A 17,752-nucleotide genomic window follows, 5' to 3' on the forward strand; every position below is an offset into this window, starting at 1 on the left:
TCCTTTCGTCGTCGGTTGCGAGCCCCGACGCTAGCGAAGGCTGTCAGCGAATGTCAAGCTCACGTCCAGATTCGCCAGGCGCCCGGGCGCGTCTTGGCGGCGCAGACGGCTCGGTGCCGCGGAATCCCGCGGTTGCTCAGGTAGCGTGAAGCGTGGACGATCAGGCGGGAGGCGGGGCGACGTGCACTTGAAAAGCGTGACGCTCAAGGGCTTCAAGTCGTTCGCGCAGTCCACGACGTTCGCGCTCGAGCCCGGGGTGACCTGCATCGTCGGCCCGAACGGCTCGGGCAAGTCCAACGTCGTCGACGCGCTCGCCTGGGTGATGGGGGAGCAGGGAGCCAAGACCCTCCGCGGCGGCAAGATGGAGGACGTCATCTTCGCCGGCACCTCGACGCGCGGTCCGCTCGGGCGCGCGGAGGTGCAGCTGACGATCGACAACTCCGACGGCGCGCTCCCGATCGACTACAGCGAGGTGACGATCAGCCGGACGCTGTTCCGCACCGGCGCGAGCGAGTACGCGATCAACGGGCAGACGAGCCGGTTGCTCGACGTCCAGGAGCTGTTGAGCGACTCGGGTCTCGGACGCGAGATGCACGTGATCATCGGGCAGGGGCGCCTGGACACGGTGCTGCAGGCGACCGCGGAGGACCGCCGGGGCTTCATCGAGGAAGCCGCGGGGATCCTGAAGCACCGCCGCCGCAAAGAGAAGACCGTCCGCAAGCTCGAGGCGATGGAGACCAATCTCACTCGGCTCAGCGACTTGGCCGGAGAGCTTCGCCGCCAGCTGAAGCCGCTCGGAAAGCAGGCCGAGATCGCACGGGAAGCCGCCACGATCGCGGCGGTCGTCCGCGATGCCAAGGCCCGACTCTTCGCCGACGAACTCGTGCGACTGCGCGGGCAGCTCGCCGACGCCGCGCGGGCCGAGAACGAGCGCCACACCGAGCGGCTCGTGCTGCAGGAGCAGGCGGAGGGTCTCCGTCACCGCGTCGAGCGACTCGAAGAGGAACAGCGCTCCGAGGCGGTGGACAAGGCCCGTCGCGTCGCGTTCTCGCTCGAGCAGGTGCAGGAGCGCCTGCGCGGCCTGTATACGCTCGCGGGTCAGCGACTCGCGCTGCTGTCCGACGACGACCGGGACACGGGCGCCTTCTCGCCGACGGTGACGCAGTCGATGATCGACGATGTCCGCGGCGAGATCGACGACATCGCCGCGGGTCTCGGTGACGCACAGGATGCCGCGGCCGATGCCGCGCGGGTGGTGGGGCGTGCACGCGCCGACCTCGACGCCCTCGACATCGACATCGCGGCGCAGAGCGCGCTGGTCTCCGAGCACGACATGAAGCTCACCGCCCTGCGCGGTGCGGCCTCGTCGGCGGCCTCGACCCGGGATGCCGTGCGCGCGGGCGTGGAGCGCCAGCAGCGCGCTCTGGACGCGGCGTTGGTCCGGCGAGCCGAGGCCGAGGAGGCCCTCGCCGACCTGGATCCGACGGTGGCTCCCGAGGCGTCGTCGGCCGAGCACGCGGCCGCCTATGAGCGCGCACAACGCGAGGCCAACGACGCCGAGACCTCGGTGGCCCAGCTGCGCGAACGCCTGCACGCCGCGGAGCGCGAGCGGGACGCCCTCTCCGCGCAGACGACGGCCCTCGGACGCGCGCTCGACGTGCGCAACGCCGCGGCAGATCTGGTCGCCTCGGGGCAACCCGGCGTCCGAGGACTGGTGGGAGACGGCGTCAAGGTGACCGCGGGCTACGAAGCCGCGATCGCCGCAGCGCTCGGATCGCTCGCCGAGGGTGTGCTCGTCGACGATGCCGCCGCCGCCTTCGCCACGGCCCGTGCCGCAGCCGAGGACGACCTCGGCATGGTCGAGATCGCTGTCGCCGACGCATCGGTGGACAGCTCACCGGCGCCCGTCGTCGCGGGCGGCGTGCGAGCCGTCGACGTCGTGACCGCCCCGCCGGGCATCCTCGGCATCCTGGCTCGGTTCGTGATCGTCGACGACCTGGATGCCGCCCAGTCGGGGCTGAACGACCTCGACGAGCGCACAATTCTCGTGACGCGCGCCGGCGAGGTCCTGACGGCGCACACGCTGCGCGCGGGGTCGGGCGCCGGGCGTTCGCGGCTCGAACTGGCGGCGGAGCGGGATGCCGCCGCGGAGCGGCTCGCGGAGATCGTCGTGGTCGCCGACTCGCTCCGCGAAGCCCTCGGTGACGCGCAGCGAGGGCTCGTCGACGCCCGACAGCGCACGAAAGACACCCTCGCCACACTGCGCGCACATGATGCGGCGCTGGCGGCTCAGGCCGAGAAGGTCAACCGCATCACGGTGCGGCACGAGGCTGCCGTCGCCGAGTGCGAACGGCTGGAAGCAGGACTGGCGCAGGCCTCCGCGGCTGTCGCCGAGGCCGAAGAGGCGGCGGTCGTTGCCGAGGCGGCGCTTGCTCGTGCCCTCGAGGCTCCTCGTCCGATCCTCGATGCCTCGGCGCGAGACGGCATGGTCCTCGAACTCGAGTCGGCGCGTGAGGCCGAGATGCGCGCGCGCCTCGACATCGAGACGCTCAAGGAGCGGGTGCGCGCCGGCGAGGCTCGCATCGTGCAGCTCGAGAACCAGCGTGAACGGGAGCGGGCCGCCGCCGAGGAAGCCGCACGGCGAGCCGTGATCCGGCGCGCGCAGCGCGAGATCGCTGCCGAGGTCGCGGCCCAGCTCCCCGCGCTCCTCGACTCGGTCGATCGCTCAGTGAGCCAGGCGCGCGTGGAGCTCGCGGCGGCGGAGGCCACCCGCACCGCGGTGTCGGCGGACCTCACGCGGGCCAGAGGCGAAGAGGCCGAGGTCCGCGAACGCCTCGCCCGCCTCACCGAGAGCGTTCACGGGCTCGAGCTCCAGATGCACGAGAAGCGCCTGCACGTCACGAGTCTGTTGGAGCGCGTGCAGTCCGAGCTGGCGCTCGACGAGGACATTCTCGTTTCGGAATATGGCCCGGATCAGCCCGTTCCGACGGAGGTCGAGGGGGAGACGCTCGCGTTCGATCGAGCGGGGCAGAAGCGCCGCCTGCAGGACGCGGAGCGCAAGCTCGGTCAGCTGGGCCGGGTGAACCCACTCGCTCTCGAGGAGTTCGCCGCGCTCGAGCAGCGCCACGCCTTCCTCACCGAGCAGCTCGCCGACCTGCAGCAGACGCGAGCGGACCTTCAGACGATCATCGCCGAGCTCGACGAGCGCATGCAGACGATCTTCGTCGCGGCCTTCGAGGACACGCGCGCCGCGTTCACCGAGATCTTCCCGATCCTGTTCCCGGGCGGGTCGGGGAGCATCTCGCTCACCGATCCGGAACACCCGTTGACGACGGGCATCGAGGTCTCCGTCCGCCCCGTGGGCAAGAAGATCGAGCGTCTCTCGCTGCTCTCCGGCGGGGAACGGTCCCTCGCCGCTGTCGCGTTCCTGACCTCGATCTTCACGGCCCGTCCGAGCCCGTTCTACATCCTCGACGAGGTCGAGGCGGCCCTCGACGACGCGAACCTGGGCCGTCTCCTCGGGGTCTTCGAGAAGCTGCGCTCGAGCAGCCAGCTGATCGTCATCACCCACCAGAAGCGGACGATGGAGATCGCGGACGCGCTCTACGGCGTCTCGATGCGGCAGGACGGGGTGTCCGCCGTCGTGGGCCAGCGCGTCGGCGATCGGGCGTCGGCCGCGCGCGAGGTCGCCCCCGTAAGCTGAGGGAATGGCTGAGAACTCCTGGTCGCTCGGCCGCGCGTTGCGCGGGCTGTTCGTCAAACCCACGATCGACGAGACCACGTGGGACGACCTCGAGACGGCTCTGCTGACGGCCGACTTCGGTCCCGACGTGACCGAACGGCTCGTCGACGAGCTGCGCGAGAAGGTGGAGCGCTTCCGCACGACCGATCCGCGCGACCTGCAGCGCATGCTGAAGGAGACGCTCGAGGAGCACTTCGCAAAGTTCGACACGACGCTGCGCCTCACCGAAAGGCCGGCGGTGGTCCTCGTCGTCGGCGTCAACGGCGTCGGCAAGACGACGACGATCGGCAAGTTCGCCAAGTTCCTCCAGCGCTACGGACGCACCGTCGTCGTCGGGGCCGCGGACACCTTCCGCGCCGCCGCGGTGGACCAGCTCGCCACGTGGGCGGAGCGCGGGGGAGCCACGATCGTCCGTCCTCAGCACGAGGGCCAGGATCCGGCATCCGTCGCTTTCCAGACCGTCGCGCACGCGAAGGAGACGGGGACCGAGATCGTCCTGGTCGACACCGCCGGGCGCCTCCACACCAAGGGCGGGCTCATGGACGAGCTCGGCAAGATCAAGCGCGTGATCGAGAAGCAGGCGCCGATCGCCGAGGTGCTGCTGGTCCTCGATGCCACGACGGGCCAGAACGGGCTGATGCAGGCGCAGGCCTTCCTCGACAGCGCCGGGGTGACGGGACTCGTGCTGACCAAGCTCGACGGCTCCGCGAAGGGCGGCTTCGTGCTCGCCGTGCAGGAGCGCACGGGCATTCCCGTCAAGCTCCTCGGTCAGGGCGAGGGCATCAACGACCTCACGGGTTTCACCCCGCACGTCTTCGCCTCCTCGCTCGTCGACTGACGAACGGATCGCGTCGCCCGCACCGGGCGGGTCGCCTTCCCGAAGCGGGTGGGGACTGGTTTCATGGGGGTATGGCGATCGAGCACGATTTCTTCGGACTCCTCGAGTCCGGACCCGACGGGTCGATCTTCTGGTCCGAGAACGTCGAGTTCGGCGACCAGAGCGTGACCGTCGACCTGACGGCCCCCGATCAGGACGACGTGTCCGTGGAGGCGCTCGACGTGGCGGCGGCCATGATCTCCGCCCTCGAGGCGATCGACCTCGCCGCGCGGAACGCCATGGTCGGTGAACTCGACTCGCGCACGAGCGAGGTCACGGAATACATCCTCCAGCAGCAGGCGACTCTCGGAGAGGAGATCGACGACCTCCTCATCGATCCCTCCGGCGACACCCACATCGACGTCATCAAGTCGATGCAGCTGATGAGTGTGACGATCCTCGCGGACGAGCACGGCGGGTCCGACCCCTTCGCGGTGCTCGAGTACGCCCTCGATCCGGATGCCACCGACGACGTGCTCCTCGTCAATCTCGCCTCGGACGGCACGGTGCAGTCGGTCACCAGCGCCGACTGAACCCGTGCAGACGTTCCTGCCCTACCCGTCGTTCGCGGAATCCGCCGCGGTCCTCGACACGAAGCGGCTCGGAAAGCAGCGCGTCGAGACCTTCCAGCTGCTGCGTGCCCTCACGGTCCCGGGACACGGCTGGCGCAACCATCCCGCAGCGAAGATGTGGGTCGGCTTCCTCCCGGCGCTCGTGTCTTACGGCCTCGCGATGACCGACGAGTGGATCGTTCAGGGCCGCAACGACACCGTGCGCGAGAAGATCCGCGTCTTCGCACCCGAGGTCGACGGTCTCTCGCAAGCCGACCTGGTCGTCCCTGCCTGGCTCGGCGACGAGGCATTCCACCTCTCGCATCGCTCCAACCTCATCCGCAAGGATGCCGACTTCTACGTGCCGCGCTTCGGCCCGGTGCCCGCCGACCTGCCTTACGTCTGGCCGGTCTGAGCGAGCATCAGACGGCCTGGGCGAAGCCCGCCTCGGCGGCCGCGATGTCCTTCGCCAGATGCGTGAGGTGCGGCGGGATCTCGCGGCCCTTCGAGACCATCGACTGCGCCCACAGGCGACCGGCGCGGTAGGACGAGCGGACGAGGGGACCCGCCAGAACACCGAGGAAGCCGATGCGCTCCGCTTCCTCCTTGAACGCGACGAACTCGGCGGGCTTGACCCACCGCTGCACCGGCAGGTGGCGCGGGGTCGGTCGCAGGTACTGGGTGATGGTGATGATGTCTGTCCCCGCCTCGCGCAGGTCGCGCAGGGCCTGCACGACCTCCTCCGGCTCTTCGCCCATTCCCAGGATGAGGTTGGACTTCGTGATGAGCCCGGCGTCGCGTGCCGCGGTCAGCACGCCGAGGGAGCGCTCGTAGCGGAAAGCGGGGCGGATCCGCTTGAAGATGCGCGGAACCGTCTCGACGTTGTGGGCGAAGACCTCGGGGCGGGAGGAGAAGACCTCCTCGAGCAGAACGGGGTTCCCGGAGAAGTCGGTGGCGAGGATCTCCACGCCCGTCCCCGGGTTCTCGGCGTGGATCCGACGGACGGTCTCGGCGTGCAGCCACGCCCCTTCGTCCGGGAGGTCATCGCGGGCGACGCCCGTGACCGTCGCGTAACGCAGTTGCATCCGGGTCACGCTCTCGGCGACCCGCCGGGGCTCGTCGGTGTCGTAGTCGGCGGGCTTGCCGGTGTCGATCTGGCAGAAGTCGCACCGTCGCGTGCACTGTGAGCCACCGATGAGGAAGGTCGCCTCGCGGTCCTCCCAGCACTCGAAGATGTTCGGGCAGCCGGCTTCCTGGCACACCGTGTGGAGGTCCTCGCTCTTCACGAGGTTCTGCAGCGCCGTGTACTCCGGCCCCATCCTGGCCTTCGTCTTGATCCACTCGGGCTTGCGCTCGATCGGCGTCTCCGCGTTGCGGACCTCGAGGCGCAGGAGCTTCCGCCCGTTCGGAGCAGTGGATGCCGGCACCCCGGCCGTTCCGGTGCCACAGGTGCTCATGCGGCCACCCCCGCGTACTCGGCGCGGAAGACGTCGACGATGCGCGGCACGAGATCGCCGGGGGAGACGTCGGCGCCGATCACCTCGCTCACGGTGGTCACGCCGGCATCCGTGATCCCACAGGGGACGATGTGCCGGAAGCCCGCGAGGGTGTTGTCGCAGTTGACGGCGAAGCCGTGCATGGTCACTCCTTTTTCGACGCGGACGCCGATCGCCGCGACCTTGTCGAGGCCGAGGGGGCGTTGGACCCACACGCCGCTGCGTCCGTCGACGCGGATGCCGTCGACGCCGAGCGGGGCGAGGGCGGCGATGATGAGGGATTCGAGGCGTCGGACGTGCGCGACGACGTCGACCGGTTCGGGCAGACGCACGATCGGGTAGCCCACGAGCTGACCGGGGCCGTGCCAGGTGATCTTGCCGCCTCGGTCGACGTCGATCACGGGAGTTCCGTCATCGGGACGCTCGTGGTCCTCGGTGCGCTTGCCCGCCGTGTACACCGCCTCGTGCTCGAGGAGCAGGAGGGTGTCGGGACGCCTGCCCGACACGACGTCGGCGTGGACGCGCCGCTGCTCGGCCCAGCCGTCGAGGTACGGCACGTAGTCGGGGGCGAACCCCGAGTGATGGATGTCGAGCATCACCGCTCCCGCCTTTGTTGGATTGCGTCTAACAATACATGCGCGACCGTCTCCTAGGCTGTGGTGATGACCTCAGCGAGCCGGAGCGGACGACCTCGCGCGTCGTCCCGGGAGGTCCTCGCCGAAGCCGCGTGCGAGCTCTTCCTCGAGCGCGGGTACGAGGCGACCTCGGTATCGGACATCACCCGCCGTGCCGGCGTCAGCCGCTCGAGTTTCTTCAACTACTTCTCGGCGAAGAGCGACGTGCTGTGGTCGGGATTCGACGAGCAATCCGCCCGGGGCGTCGGGCTGCTCCGCGACGGCGTCGACCCGCGACAGGCGCTGACGGTGATCGGAGACGGCCTGGACCCCGACGCCCTCGCCCTCGCCATCACGAATGCGGATGCCATGGGCATCGCCGCCGAACTCGACCGCGACCGCGCGGTGCGCCAGTTCCAGCTGCAGCGCGAGGTCGCCGCTCGCCTGGTGCGGGACGGCGTCCCGCCGCTCACCGCGCAGGTGCGGGCGGGCGCACTGTCGGCCGCCGTCCTCGCCGCCGTCTGGGCGTGGGCGGACCGCACGGCCGCGGGACGATCGCTTCCCGAGACGCTGGCGGAAGCCCTCGCGACGGCCTGACGCTTCTGCCCGGGCGGCGGGTGTGCCTCGTGCCGCGTAAACTCGACTCATCATGGCGACTTTCGGCACCCTCTCCGACCGGCTCACAGAGACCTTCCGCAATCTCCGGAAGAAGGGCCAGCTCACGCCCGCCGACGTCGACGGGACGGTGCGCGAGATCCGCCGCGCCCTCCTCGACGCCGACGTGGCGCTGCCCGTGGTCAAGGAGTTCACCGCCGCGGTCCGCGAACGCGCGCTCGGCGACGAGGTCAACCGTGCGCTGAACCCCGCGCAGCAGGTCGTGCAGATCGTCAACGACGAGCTCATCGGCATCCTGGGCGGCAAGCAGCGTCGCCTGCAGTTCGCCAAGAACCCGCCGACGGTCATCATGCTGGCCGGCCTCCAGGGTTCGGGTAAGACGACCTTCGCCGGCAAGCTCGCGAAGATGCTCGAGAAGGACGGGCACACGCCCCTTCTCGTCGCCTGCGACCTCCAGCGCCCCAACGCCGTCAACCAGCTCCAGGTCGTCGCGGAGCGCGCCGGTGCCGCCATCTACGCGCCCGAGCCCGGCAACGGCGTCGGCGACCCCGTCAAGGTCGCGCGCGACGGCGTCGCCTACGCCACGCGTCAGCAGCACGACATCGTCATCATCGACACCGCCGGCCGCCTCGGCGTCGACGCCGAGCTGATGAAGCAGGCCGCCGACATCCGCACGGCCACCCAGCCCGATGAGGTGCTGTTTGTCATCGACGCGATGATCGGTCAGGATGCCGTGAACACGGCCAAGGCGTTCCAGGACGGCGTCGACTTCACCGGCGTCGTGCTGTCGAAGCTCGACGGTGACGCCCGCGGTGGCGCCGCGCTGTCCGTCGCCTCGGTGACCGGACGCCCGATCATCTTCGCGTCGACCGGTGAGGGTCTCGACGACGTCGAGCCGTTCCACCCCGACCGCATGGCATCCCGCATCCTCGATCTCGGTGACATCCTCACGCTGATCGAGCAGGCGCAGAACGCCTTCGACGAGGCCGAGGCGATGAAGGTCGCCGAGAAGCTCGCGACCGAGACGTTCACGCTCGAGGACTTCCTCGAGCAGATGCAGCAGATGAAGAAGATGGGCTCCATGAAGAAGATGCTCGGGATGCTCCCGGGCATGGGAAACATGAAGCAGCAGCTCGAGGACTTCGACGAGCGTGAGATCGACCGCACGGAGGCGATCATCCGCTCGATGACCCCGGTCGAGCGCCGCAACCCGAAGGTCCTGAACGGGTCCCGGCGTCTTCGCATCGCCCGCGGTTCGGGCATGACCGTCACCGACGTGAACCAGCTGGTCCAGCGCTTCGAGCAGGCCGCGAAGATGATGAAGACCGTCGCGCGCGGCGGTGTGCCCAACATCCCCGGCATGGGTCCGGTGGGGGGCAAGCCCGGTGCGTCGTCGAAGCGCGGCAAGCAGCAGAAGGCCAAGGGCTCGAGGTCGGGCAACCCGGCCAAGCGCGCCGCCGAGAACGCCGGCATCGCGGCATCCACCGCTCCGACCGGGTCGGGCTTCGGCCTGGGCGGTCAGGCGGCGCCGAGCGAGGCCGACCTCGCGGAGCTGCAGAAGATGCTCGGTCGCGGCTGACGCCGCGCTCCCTGCAAGACGCGTCGATCAGGGCACGCGTCGGTCAGGGGAGGATGTCTGCGTCCTGCAGCGCGGACACGATCGTCTGCTCGATCGCTTTCTGTCCGCGAGCCGTGGGATGTACGTCGTCGTCCTGCAGCCATTCGGGGTGCCCGAGAAGCGGCTGTCCGATGTCGATGTATGTGCCGCCGACCGCGTCGATCGCCTCCTGCAGGGCCTGGGACGTGACGGCGTTGTCATCGGGGATGTCGGATTCGTCGTTCCAGATCGTGCTCAAGCCGACGATGTGCGCCGCGGGCGCCGCTTCGTGGAGTTCGTCGACGGTGGCCATGGTGCTCGAGCGGATGTCGTCGGCGTCTTGCCAGAAGTCGTTGCTCGACGACTCCACGATGAGCAGATCGGGCTGCAGCGCCGCGACCGCGGGAGCGAACCCCGCGTAGTTCGTTCCGCACTCACCGTCCACCACGAACCCCATTCCTCCGCAGGCCAGGTTCGTCAACGCGAGATGAGCGCGGGATGCCATGAGGTCGGGCCAGGCCTCGCCCAGCGTCAGTCCGGCGCCCGACATGAGTGAGTCGCCGACCGTGACGACGCGGAGGCGCGGGGGAGTGCTCGTCGACGGGGCCGGGGTCGGGGAGTCGACCGCGAAGGTCAACTCGGGTCGCGGCGCAGCCGCGGGCTCGGGGGCGCACGCGGCGAGGATGACCACCAGACCCGCGAGGAGCGCTGCCAGAGGTCGGCGCGAGCGGGTGCGTGCGGAGGTCATGGCGTGATCTTAGAGCGGCCCGTCTATGAGAATCCGCCGAGCGGGCATCACCCGGCGGCGGCGGACGGCTCAGACACGGAGCGCCGCGAGGTGCTCGCGCAGGGTCGGTCCGGCGCGGAACTCCCGGATGAGGTGCTGCACGACCTCGCGCAGGTCGCCGTCGGCGGCGTCCGCGACCGCGACCTGCCGTGCGGAGCTTCCGCCGGTGGCGAGGATCGTCTCGAGGCCGGCGAACTCCCGCGCGCACTTCAGCTCGACCGCGACGTCCGCCAACTCCTCCATGGTCTCGCGCAGGTGCTCGACGACGGGGCGCTGCGTTCCCTCGCGGTCGACGATCACGCGTGCGTCGAGTCCGTAGCGCGCAGCGCGCCACTTGTTCTCGCGGGCGAACCACGGAGGGATGCCGGGCAGTTCCCGGCCCTCGTCGAGGAGGCGCGAGAAGTGCTCGACGAGGGTCTGGGCCAGCGCCGCGACGGCGGCGAGCTCGGGGAGGGTCGACATCCCGTCGCACGCGCGGATCTCGACGGTTCCCCAGCGCGGCGCCGGACGGATGTCCCACCGCACTTCCGTGGCATCCGCCATCACGCCCGTGCGGATCATGTCGTCGAGGTAGCTCTCGAACTGACCCCAGGTCTCCATCTGCCAGGGGAGCCCCGCCGTCGGCAGCTGTTGGAAGACCAGGGAGCGGTTCGAGACGTAACCGGTGCGCTCTCCGGCCCAGAAGGGACTGGATGCCGACAGCGCCTGCAGGTGCGGGAGGAAGACGGTCAGCGCGTTGACGATCGGGAGCACCTTGTCGACGGAGTCGACGCCCACGTGCACGTGCACCCCCCAGATCATCATGTTGCGCCCCCACCACTGGGTGCGCTCGATGAGGGTGTGATACCTGGTCTTGTCGGTGACCTGCTGGTCGTACCACTGCGCGAAGGGGTGGCTCCCCGCGCAGAGCAGTTCGATGCCGCGCTTCTCCGTCTCGTCGCGGAGGGCGCCGATGGCGTCGGCGATGTCGTCGACGGCCGCGGCCACCGTGTCGCCGACACCGCTGGTGACCTCGACCGTGTTCGTCAGCAGCTCGCCCGTCACGGTGTAGCGCTCGAGGGCGGTGCGCTCCTCGACGAGCTCCAGGATCTCGGGCGCGCGGGGCACGAGATCGCCCGTGTCGCGGTCGGCGAGCATGAGTTCCCACTCCAGCCCCACGGATGATCGCGTTGAGGAAGCGAACGGCAGCGTCATCCGGTCAGTCTGACATGGGACACGCGGCACTCTCTGTTTCGCGCCTCGCGGTGTCATCTGGCAGAATAGAGGGTCGGACCAGGCACTCGACCCTCTATCCAGTGCCGGCCCGCCTTTTTTGAGCTTCCGCCGGGTGTGCACCCCACGCTCCAGGCGACCAGTTCGTTCGCTTTTCACCATCCAGGAGAAAATTCGTGGCTGTCAAGATCCGTCTCAAGCGTCTCGGTAAGATCCGTGCGCCCTACTACCGCATCGTCGTCGCCGACTCGCGCACCAAGCGCGACGGTCGTGTGATCGAGGAGATCGGCAAGTACCACCCCACCGAGGAGCCCTCGTTCATCGAGGTCGACTCCGAGCGTGCGCAGTACTGGCTCTCGGTCGGCGCCCAGCCCACCGAGCAGGTCGCGGCGATCCTCAAGCTCACCGGCGACTGGGGCAAGTTCAAGGGCGACAAGGACGCCGTGTCCACCGTCAAGGTGCGCGAGCCCAAGGCGGCCTTCGAGGCCGACGCGTCCAAGAAGTCGGTCGTCAAGCCCAAGGCCGAGAAGAAGGCGGAGGCCCCCGCGGCCGACGCTTCGGCCGACGACGCCGCCGAGACCTCGGCCGAGTAGTCCTCGTGCTGTCTGCCGCGCTCGAACACGTCGTCAAGGGGATCGTCGATCACCCTGAGGACGTGACCATCCGTTCCAGCACCTCGCCCCGGGGCGATGTGCTGGAGGTTCGCGTGCACCCCGATGACCGGGGTCGCGTGATCGGGCGCGGCGGACGCACCGCCAAGGCTCTGCGCACCGTCGTCTCCGCCCTCGCCGACGGGCGCCGCGTGCGCGTCGACGTGGCCGACGACTGATGGCGGCCGGCGACATCGCGGGCGGACAGCCCGCCAAGACACAGCTCCGCGTGGGGCGGCTCGTCAAGGCCCACGGCCTGAAGGGCGCCTTCAAGCTCGAGCTCTACACCGACGACCCCGAGGGACGCTTCGTCCCGGGGAACACCTTCACTCTGCAGGTGCCGGAGTCGTCGCCGTGGCACGGCCGTCCGTTGACGGTCCGGGAGTTCCGCTGGATGAACTCGCACCCCGTCGCCTTCTTCGAGGGCGTCGACGATCGTAATGCCGCCGAAGAACTCGTCAAGGCGATCCTCTGGATCGACCAGGACACCGCCGACGCCCCGGCCGAAGACGACGCGTGGTACGACCACCAGCTCGTCGGACTCGACGTCGTCCGCGACGGCGAGGTCGTGGGACGCGTGGTCCGCGTCGACCACTTCCCCGCGCAGGACCTGCTGATCGTGCGCCCGTCGGGCGAGGACCGTGAGGTGCTCGTCCCGTTCGTGAGCGCCATCGTCCCCGAGGTCGACATCGCCGGTGGCCGAGTGGTCGTGACACCCCCGGCGGGGCTCTTCGAAGACCTGCCGAGCGACGACGGAGACGAGCCCGAAGATTCGGACCGCGACGACTCCGACGACGCTTCCGCAGCCCGCGAGGACTGACATGCGCATCGACGTCGTGTCGATCTTCCCGACGATCTTCGACGCCCTCGAGGTGTCGCTGCTCGGCAAGGCCCGCACGACCGGCCTGCTCGACGTCCGCGTCCACGACTTGCGCGACTACACGCACGACCGCCACCGCACCGTCGACGACACCCCCTACGGTGGGGGCGCCGGCATGGTGATGAAGCCGGAGCCGTGGGGTGAAGCGCTCGACGACATCGTGGGCGATTCCGCCCCGCGCCCCGTCATCATCTTCCCCTCGCCGGCCGGTGAGCGATTCACCCAGGCGACCGCCCGCGAGCTGTCGACGGCGCAGCACCTGGTGTTCGGCTGCGGTCGCTACGAGGGCATCGACGAGCGTGTCTTCGACTACGCCGCGGAGCTCGGCGACGTCCGCCTCCTCAGCCTGGGCGACTACGTCCTCAACGGGGGAGAGGTCGCCGTCATGGCGATGGTCGAGGCCATCGGCCGCCTCATCCCCGGGGTCGTGGGCAACCCCGAGAGCCTCGTCGAAGAATCGCACGAAGACGGTCTGCTCGAGTACCCCTCATATACCAAGCCCTCGGTCTGGCGCGGACGCGAGGCTCCGCCGGTCCTGCTGAGCGGCAATCACGGTGCGGTCGCCGCGTGGCGCCGGGAGCAGCAGCTCGTTCGCACGCGCGAGCGTCGTCCGGACCTGCTCGCGGACTGACGCCCCGCGGGAGCGGCGCGGACCCCAGAATCTCGGCGACGCGAGCGCGGAACTCGCGGACGATCGCGACTCTCGCAGTAATCCGCGCGGAACGCGCGTCTCTGCCCGGTCGGACGGGACGGATGCCACGACCCCGAAGCCGCGGCATCCGGAATCCGTCGTCAGCGCACGCCGAGGAACGACCGGTCGGTGAGCACGATCGGGCCCTCGGCGGTGATCGCGACGGTGTGCTCGGAGTGCGCGCCGCGCGAGCCGTCGACGCTGCGCAGGGTCCAGCCGTCGGGGTCGGTGACGAGCTCGTCGGTGGTCTGCAGGAACCACGGCTCGAGCGCGACGACCAGGCCCGCGCGGAGAGGGTATCCGCGGCCGGCCTTGCCGTCGTTGGCCACGTGCGGGTCGCCGTGCATCGTGCGGCCCACGCCGTGACCGCCGAAATCGGTGTTGATGCTCAAGCCCTCGGCGTGGGCGACAGCGGCGATGGCCGCGGAGATGTCGCCGATCTTGTGTCCGACGGTCGCGGCGTCGATCGCGGCGACCAGAGCGCGTTCGGTCGTGTCGATGAGCGCGAGGTCTTCGTCGCGGGGGGTGCCGACCACGAACGAGACCGCCGAGTCGGCGACCCATCCGTCGACGGATGCCGCGAAGTCGAGCGAGACGAGGTCGCCGTCGCGCAGCACGTAGTCGTGGGGCAAGCCGTGCAGGACCGCGTCGTTGATCGAGGTGCAGAGGACCTTTCCGAAGGGGCTCGCTCCGAAGGACGGGTGGTAGTCGATGTAGCAGGACTCAGCCCCCGCGGCACGGATCATGTCGTGGGCGCGGCGATCCAGGTGGAGGAGATTGGTTCCCACCTTGGTCTCGTCGCGCAGCGTGGCCAGCACCTCGGCGACGAAACGGCCGGCCGGCCGCATCGCCTCGATCTCGGCAGGGGTGCGCAGTTCGATCATCGGTGGTTCCCTTCGTCTCTCCCATTGTCCCCGATCCGTTCGTGCCGCCCGACGTGCACCTGCCGCACTCATAGGCGGTGCACAGTGACGGTGCGTAGCCTCGATCCATGGTGCTTCGCCGAGTGTTCCTCCGCTGGCTGTTCCCCGCAGCCTTCGTCCTGCCGCTCTGGCTGTTCGTCGGATGGATCGTGTTCGCCGGCGGAAGCGCGTGGGCCCTGCTGTGGCTGCTCATCGCCGCTCCCACGGTGTTCGTGTCGCAGATTCTGCTCACGCTCCTGGTCCGTGCGCGCACGAGCGTCCGTCTCGGGCGTGCTGTCGCGTGGCGCGACGTCCTCGGGCTCGGCATCTGGCACGTCGTGATCGTTGCGCTGGGCTTCTACGATTCGCGCGCTTTCTTTCCCCTGCTCGTCCTCAGTGTGGTCGGAGCGCTCGTCCTGTTCTGGTCCTCGCTGGCCCAGCTGTGGAACGAGGCGCGCGGTTCGATGACCGTGATGCACGCGCAGGACGGCACCGCCTACATTCCGCCGACGGCCGAACGTCCGCGTCCGCGCGTCGGCGGAGACGTGATCGTGGTGTCGGAGAGCACGCCCCGCGACTGACCTGGTTTGGCGCGTGTCTTCTGCCGTGGCAGAATAGATGTTTGTGCCCTGACCAGCTCTGCCTCAGGGGAGTCCAGCCGCTTTCGCGGCCTCGGGCACGCCTCACCTTTTTCCCTCTTATCGTGCGATCGACCTGTGGCGGTCGCAGGAAGTGATGATCATGCAGATCCTCGACTCCGTCGACGCGGCTTCGCTCCGCTCCGACATCCCCGCCTTCGGCCCCGGTGACACCGTCAAGGTGCACGTCAACATCACCGAAGGCAACCGCTCGCGTATCCAGGTGTTCCAGGGGGTCGTCATCGGCCGCTCGGGCGACGGTGTGCGCGAGACCTTCTGCGTCCGCAAGGTCAGCTTCCAGGTCGGCGTCGAGCGCACCTTCCCGGTCCACAGCCCCGTGATCGACCACATCGAGGTCGTCACGCGCGGCGACGTGCGCCGCGCCAAGCTGTACTACCTGCGCAACCTGCGTGGCAAGAAGGCCAAGATCAAGGAGAAGCGCGACCGCTGAGTCGACTCTCTCGAACGCCCCGCGACTTCGTCGCGGGGCGTTCGGCGTTTTCCGGGTGACGTCGTGCGGCATCGCGCTTTCGATGTGCGACCCTTGTTCCTGCGGTTCTCCGGTGTGCGGCGAGCCCGGTGAAGGATCTTTGTGATGAGCGACCAGACCGCGTCGACCCCGGATGCCATGGCATCCGCCCCCTCGGACCGTCGGCGACGAGGGTGGGGCGCATTCCTCCGCGACATCGTCGTCATCATCCTGATCGCGCTGGCCGTCTCGTTCCTCGTCAAGACGTTCGTGGTCCGCTCGTTCTACATCCCCTCCGCCTCGATGAACAACACGCTCATCGAACAGGACCGCATCCTCGTCGACGAGCTGACCCCCCGCTTCGGGCAGTACTCGCGCGGTGACGTCGTCGTCTTCCGCGATCCGGGCGGGTGGCTCCCCGTCTCGACCCGTCCGGCACGTCCGCCCCTCGAAGAGGGAGCCGACTGGGTCCTCTCGCTGTTCGGCCTTTCCGCCCCCGACAGCGACGATCACCTCATCAAGCGCGTGATCGGAACGCCGGGTGACCACGTGGTGTGTTGCAACGCCCTGGGGCAGACCTCCGTCAACGGCGTGCCCCTCGACGAGCCGTACGTGAAGCTCTTCCCCGGCGCGACCGCGCCCAACCCGGTTCCGTACGACATCACCGTGCCCCAGGGCTCGCTCTGGGTGCTCGGCGACAACCGGAACAGCTCGAAGGACTCCCGCTTCAATCAGGATCAGCCGGGCCACGGTTTCGTGCCGATCGACAACGTCGTCGGACGCGCCTTCCTCATCACGTGGCCCTTCTCCCGTTTCGGGATCATCGACTTCCACCACAACGTGTTCGCGGGGGTGCCCGCGCCCGAGGCCACGCCGTGATCGAGCCGACGCTGACCCTCGAGCGTCGCCTTCTCAAGGAGCACGCACTTGTCATCGCGTGCGACGAGGTGGGGCGTGGAGCGCTGGCCGGTCCGGTGGCCGTCGGCGCCGCGGTGATCGATCCGTCGCGGTCGCGTAAGCGTGTGCCCACCGGCCTGCGCGACTCGAAGCTCGTTCCCGAGGCCCGTCGTCCCGAGGTGGCCGCGCGCGCGGCGGCGTTCGTCCAGCACAGTGCCGTCGGCTGGGCGAGCTCGGAGGAGATCGACGAGATCGGCATCATCCGGGCCCTCGGTCTCGCCGCGGTCCGGGCGATCGCCGATCTTCGGGCGCACGGTGTCGTGCCCGAGGACGCGTTGGTCATCCTCGACGGCAATCACGACTACATCACACCGGCGGGAGAGTCGGGTCTCCGTGTTCAGCCCATCGTGAAGGCCGACCGGGACTGCGCGAGTGCCGCCGCGGCATCCGTCATCGCCAAGGTCGCGCGCGACACCGTCATGACGTATCTGCACGACGATCTGCCGGCGTATGGCTGGGCGCGCAACAAGGGGTACGCGAGCCTCGATCACCGCGAGGCGATCTCGGCTCACGGGATGAGCGTGCACCACCGGCACTCGTGGGCGATCGCCGCGGCGCCGACGCTGTTCTGATCCGGCTCGACGCGGACGCGCCCGGGGCGAGGGCGCCGTGCGACCCCGAGGACCGGGCGCACCTAGGATGGAGAGACCATGGATGACGACGTCTTCGAGGATTACGACCGCGAACTCGAACTGGCCCTGTACCGCGAGTATCGCGACGTCGTGCAGCAGTTCCAGTACGTGATCGAGACCGAACGCCGGTTCTACCTGGCCAACGACGTGAACGTCGTCCGCCGCGACACCGAGCACGACTTCTACTTCGAGATCTCGATGTCCGACGTGTGGGTGTGGGACATCTACCGTGCCGACCGTTTCGTGAAGTCGGTGCGCGTGCTCACGTTCAAGGACGTGAACGTCGAAGAGCTCTCGCGTCGGGACTTCCAGCTCCCGGAGGAGCTCTCGCTCGACAACTGAGGGGCGTGACCCGGCATCGCACGGGTGAGCCTCCTCCCCATTCCGGGGATTGGCGGGTCCATCCACGGAAGGCCGGGGTGAGCCCTCGACACGTCGTCTC

At 69.2% G+C, this 17,752-nt stretch carries 20 protein-coding genes; 15 read left to right on the forward strand and 5 right to left on the reverse strand.

Translation table 11 applies throughout. The annotated features are described in order from the left end of the window. Positions 1–181: 181 nt before the first annotated feature. The 4 genes from smc (at position 182) to MTES_RS16065 (ending at position 5,585) form a co-directional block, all read left to right on the forward strand. Complete coding sequence (gene smc, locus MTES_RS16050; protein WP_013586334.1) at positions 182–3,703, forward strand: chromosome segregation protein SMC; 3,522 nt, start codon at positions 182–184, stop codon at positions 3,701–3,703. Positions 3,704–3,707: 4 nt separating this feature from the next. Continuing rightward, complete coding sequence (gene ftsY, locus MTES_RS16055; protein WP_013586335.1) at positions 3,708–4,580, forward strand: signal recognition particle-docking protein FtsY; 873 nt, start codon at positions 3,708–3,710, stop codon at positions 4,578–4,580. 71 nt (positions 4,581–4,651) lie between these two features. After that, complete coding sequence (locus tag MTES_RS16060; RefSeq protein ID WP_013586336.1) at positions 4,652–5,152, forward strand: DUF2004 domain-containing protein; 501 nt, start codon at positions 4,652–4,654, stop codon at positions 5,150–5,152. A 4-nt stretch (positions 5,153–5,156) separates the two neighbouring features. Continuing rightward, positions 5,157–5,585 (forward strand): MSMEG_6728 family protein, encoded by a 429-nt coding sequence (locus MTES_RS16065; protein ID WP_013586337.1) that lies wholly within the window; start codon positions 5,157–5,159, stop codon positions 5,583–5,585. Between the two features lie 7 nt (positions 5,586–5,592). Here MTES_RS16065 and lipA read toward each other — a convergent pair whose 3' ends face one another. Both lipA and lipB read right to left on the reverse strand, forming a co-directional pair. Continuing rightward, positions 5,593–6,627: a lipoyl synthase gene (gene lipA / locus MTES_RS16070; protein WP_013586338.1), complete on the reverse strand. Its 1,035-nt coding sequence runs from the start codon at positions 6,625–6,627 to the stop codon at positions 5,593–5,595. After that, positions 6,624–7,262, reverse strand: a complete 639-nt coding sequence (lipB, locus tag MTES_RS16075) for a lipoyl(octanoyl) transferase LipB (protein ID WP_043361603.1) — start codon at positions 7,260–7,262, stop codon at positions 6,624–6,626. Before lipB ends, lipA begins: the two co-directional genes overlap by 4 nt. Positions 7,263–7,328: 66 nt before the next feature. On the opposite strand from lipB, the gene MTES_RS16080 reads away from it, so the two are divergent. Next, on the forward strand, positions 7,329–7,877 hold the full coding sequence (locus MTES_RS16080; protein ID WP_013586340.1) for a TetR/AcrR family transcriptional regulator: 549 nt from the start codon (positions 7,329–7,331) through the stop codon (positions 7,875–7,877). 52 nt (positions 7,878–7,929) lie between these two features. Further along, the gene (gene ffh, locus MTES_RS16085; protein ID WP_013586341.1) at positions 7,930–9,474 is read left to right on the forward strand and encodes a signal recognition particle protein; all 1,545 of its coding nucleotides are present in this window, start codon (positions 7,930–7,932) and stop codon (positions 9,472–9,474) included. 43 nt (positions 9,475–9,517) lie between these two features. On the opposite strand, the gene MTES_RS16090 is transcribed toward ffh, so the two are convergent. Then, positions 9,518–10,240 (reverse strand): SGNH/GDSL hydrolase family protein, encoded by a 723-nt coding sequence (locus tag MTES_RS16090; protein WP_013586342.1) that lies wholly within the window; start codon positions 10,238–10,240, stop codon positions 9,518–9,520. Between the two features lie 69 nt (positions 10,241–10,309). Next, positions 10,310–11,473 carry a glutamate--cysteine ligase gene (locus MTES_RS16095; RefSeq protein ID WP_043361607.1) on the reverse strand — a complete coding sequence of 388 codons (1,164 nt, stop codon included), beginning with the start codon at positions 11,471–11,473 and terminating at the stop codon, positions 10,310–10,312. A 194-nt stretch (positions 11,474–11,667) separates the two neighbouring features. Between MTES_RS16095 and rpsP the strand changes: the two genes are divergently transcribed. Genes rpsP through trmD form a run of 4 tightly spaced genes read left to right on the forward strand, consistent with a single transcriptional unit; the run spans position 11,668 to position 13,652 of the window. Continuing rightward, complete coding sequence (gene rpsP / locus MTES_RS16100; RefSeq protein WP_013586344.1) at positions 11,668–12,084, forward strand: 30S ribosomal protein S16; 417 nt, start codon at positions 11,668–11,670, stop codon at positions 12,082–12,084. A 5-nt stretch (positions 12,085–12,089) separates the two neighbouring features. Beyond that, entirely contained in the window at positions 12,090–12,320 is a 231-nt protein-coding gene (locus MTES_RS16105) for an RNA-binding protein (RefSeq protein WP_013586345.1), read from the forward strand. Continuing rightward, entirely contained in the window at positions 12,320–12,961 is a 642-nt protein-coding gene (gene rimM, locus MTES_RS16110) for a ribosome maturation factor RimM (protein ID WP_013586346.1), read from the forward strand. The genes MTES_RS16105 and rimM overlap by 1 nt, the downstream gene beginning before the upstream one ends. Before the next feature lies 1 nt (position 12,962). Next, positions 12,963–13,652 carry a tRNA (guanosine(37)-N1)-methyltransferase TrmD gene (trmD, locus tag MTES_RS16115; protein WP_013586347.1) on the forward strand — a complete coding sequence of 230 codons (690 nt, stop codon included), beginning with the start codon at positions 12,963–12,965 and terminating at the stop codon, positions 13,650–13,652. Between the two features lie 161 nt (positions 13,653–13,813). Here the strand turns inward: trmD and map are convergent, their stop codons facing one another. Further along, the gene (gene map / locus MTES_RS16120; RefSeq protein ID WP_013586348.1) at positions 13,814–14,596 is read right to left on the reverse strand and encodes a type I methionyl aminopeptidase; all 783 of its coding nucleotides are present in this window, start codon (positions 14,594–14,596) and stop codon (positions 13,814–13,816) included. A gap of 107 nt (positions 14,597–14,703) precedes the next feature. On the opposite strand from map, the gene MTES_RS16125 reads away from it, so the two are divergent. The 5 genes from MTES_RS16125 to MTES_RS16145 all read left to right on the forward strand — a co-directional run bounded on the left by MTES_RS16125 (position 14,704) and on the right by MTES_RS16145 (position 17,652). Continuing rightward, positions 14,704–15,195, forward strand: coding sequence for a hypothetical protein (locus MTES_RS16125; RefSeq protein WP_043361609.1), 492 nt, complete (start codon positions 14,704–14,706; stop codon positions 15,193–15,195). A gap of 160 nt (positions 15,196–15,355) precedes the next feature. Continuing rightward, on the forward strand, positions 15,356–15,703 hold the full coding sequence (rplS, locus tag MTES_RS16130) for a 50S ribosomal protein L19 (RefSeq protein WP_043363166.1): 348 nt from the start codon (positions 15,356–15,358) through the stop codon (positions 15,701–15,703). 144 nt (positions 15,704–15,847) lie between these two features. Beyond that, positions 15,848–16,600: a signal peptidase I gene (lepB, locus tag MTES_RS16135; RefSeq protein WP_013586351.1), complete on the forward strand. Its 753-nt coding sequence runs from the start codon at positions 15,848–15,850 to the stop codon at positions 16,598–16,600. Then, a complete protein-coding gene (locus tag MTES_RS16140) occupies positions 16,597–17,250 on the forward strand; it encodes a ribonuclease HII (RefSeq protein WP_013586352.1) in 654 nt (217 codons plus the stop codon). The genes lepB and MTES_RS16140 overlap by 4 nt, the downstream gene beginning before the upstream one ends. A 78-nt stretch (positions 17,251–17,328) precedes the next feature. After that, the gene (locus MTES_RS16145; protein WP_013586353.1) at positions 17,329–17,652 is read left to right on the forward strand and encodes a DUF2469 family protein; all 324 of its coding nucleotides are present in this window, start codon (positions 17,329–17,331) and stop codon (positions 17,650–17,652) included. The last annotated feature ends 100 nt before the right edge of the window (positions 17,653–17,752 follow it).

Origin of the sequence: Microbacterium testaceum StLB037 (assembly GCF_000202635.1) — a bacterium.
In the GTDB taxonomy this organism is placed as follows: Bacteria; Actinomycetota; Actinomycetes; order Actinomycetales; family Microbacteriaceae; genus Microbacterium; species Microbacterium testaceum_F.

Coding starts and splice junctions, on each gene's coding strand:
- ftsY (WP_013586335.1), top strand. CDS start 3,708: ATGGCTGAGAACTCCTGGTCGCTCGGCCGCGCGTTGCGCGGGCTGTTC.
- MTES_RS16060 (WP_013586336.1), top strand. CDS start 4,652: ATGGCGATCGAGCACGATTTCTTCGGACTCCTCGAGTCCGGACCCGAC.
- lipA (WP_013586338.1), bottom strand. CDS start 6,627: ATGAGCACCTGTGGCACCGGAACGGCCGGGGTGCCGGCATCCACTGCT.
- lipB (WP_043361603.1), bottom strand. CDS start 7,262: ATGCTCGACATCCATCACTCGGGGTTCGCCCCCGACTACGTGCCGTAC.
- MTES_RS16080 (WP_013586340.1), top strand. CDS start 7,329: ATGACCTCAGCGAGCCGGAGCGGACGACCTCGCGCGTCGTCCCGGGAG.
- ffh (WP_013586341.1), top strand. CDS start 7,930: ATGGCGACTTTCGGCACCCTCTCCGACCGGCTCACAGAGACCTTCCGC.
- MTES_RS16090 (WP_013586342.1), bottom strand. CDS start 10,240: ATGACCTCCGCACGCACCCGCTCGCGCCGACCTCTGGCAGCGCTCCTC.
- MTES_RS16095 (WP_043361607.1), bottom strand. CDS start 11,473: ATGACGCTGCCGTTCGCTTCCTCAACGCGATCATCCGTGGGGCTGGAG.
- rimM (WP_013586346.1), top strand. CDS start 12,320: ATGGCGGCCGGCGACATCGCGGGCGGACAGCCCGCCAAGACACAGCTC.
- trmD (WP_013586347.1), top strand. CDS start 12,963: ATGCGCATCGACGTCGTGTCGATCTTCCCGACGATCTTCGACGCCCTC.
- map (WP_013586348.1), bottom strand. CDS start 14,596: ATGATCGAACTGCGCACCCCTGCCGAGATCGAGGCGATGCGGCCGGCC.
- MTES_RS16125 (WP_043361609.1), top strand. CDS start 14,704: ATGGTGCTTCGCCGAGTGTTCCTCCGCTGGCTGTTCCCCGCAGCCTTC.
- rplS (WP_043363166.1), top strand. CDS start 15,356: ATGCAGATCCTCGACTCCGTCGACGCGGCTTCGCTCCGCTCCGACATC.
- lepB (WP_013586351.1), top strand. CDS start 15,848: ATGAGCGACCAGACCGCGTCGACCCCGGATGCCATGGCATCCGCCCCC.
- MTES_RS16145 (WP_013586353.1), top strand. CDS start 17,329: ATGGATGACGACGTCTTCGAGGATTACGACCGCGAACTCGAACTGGCC.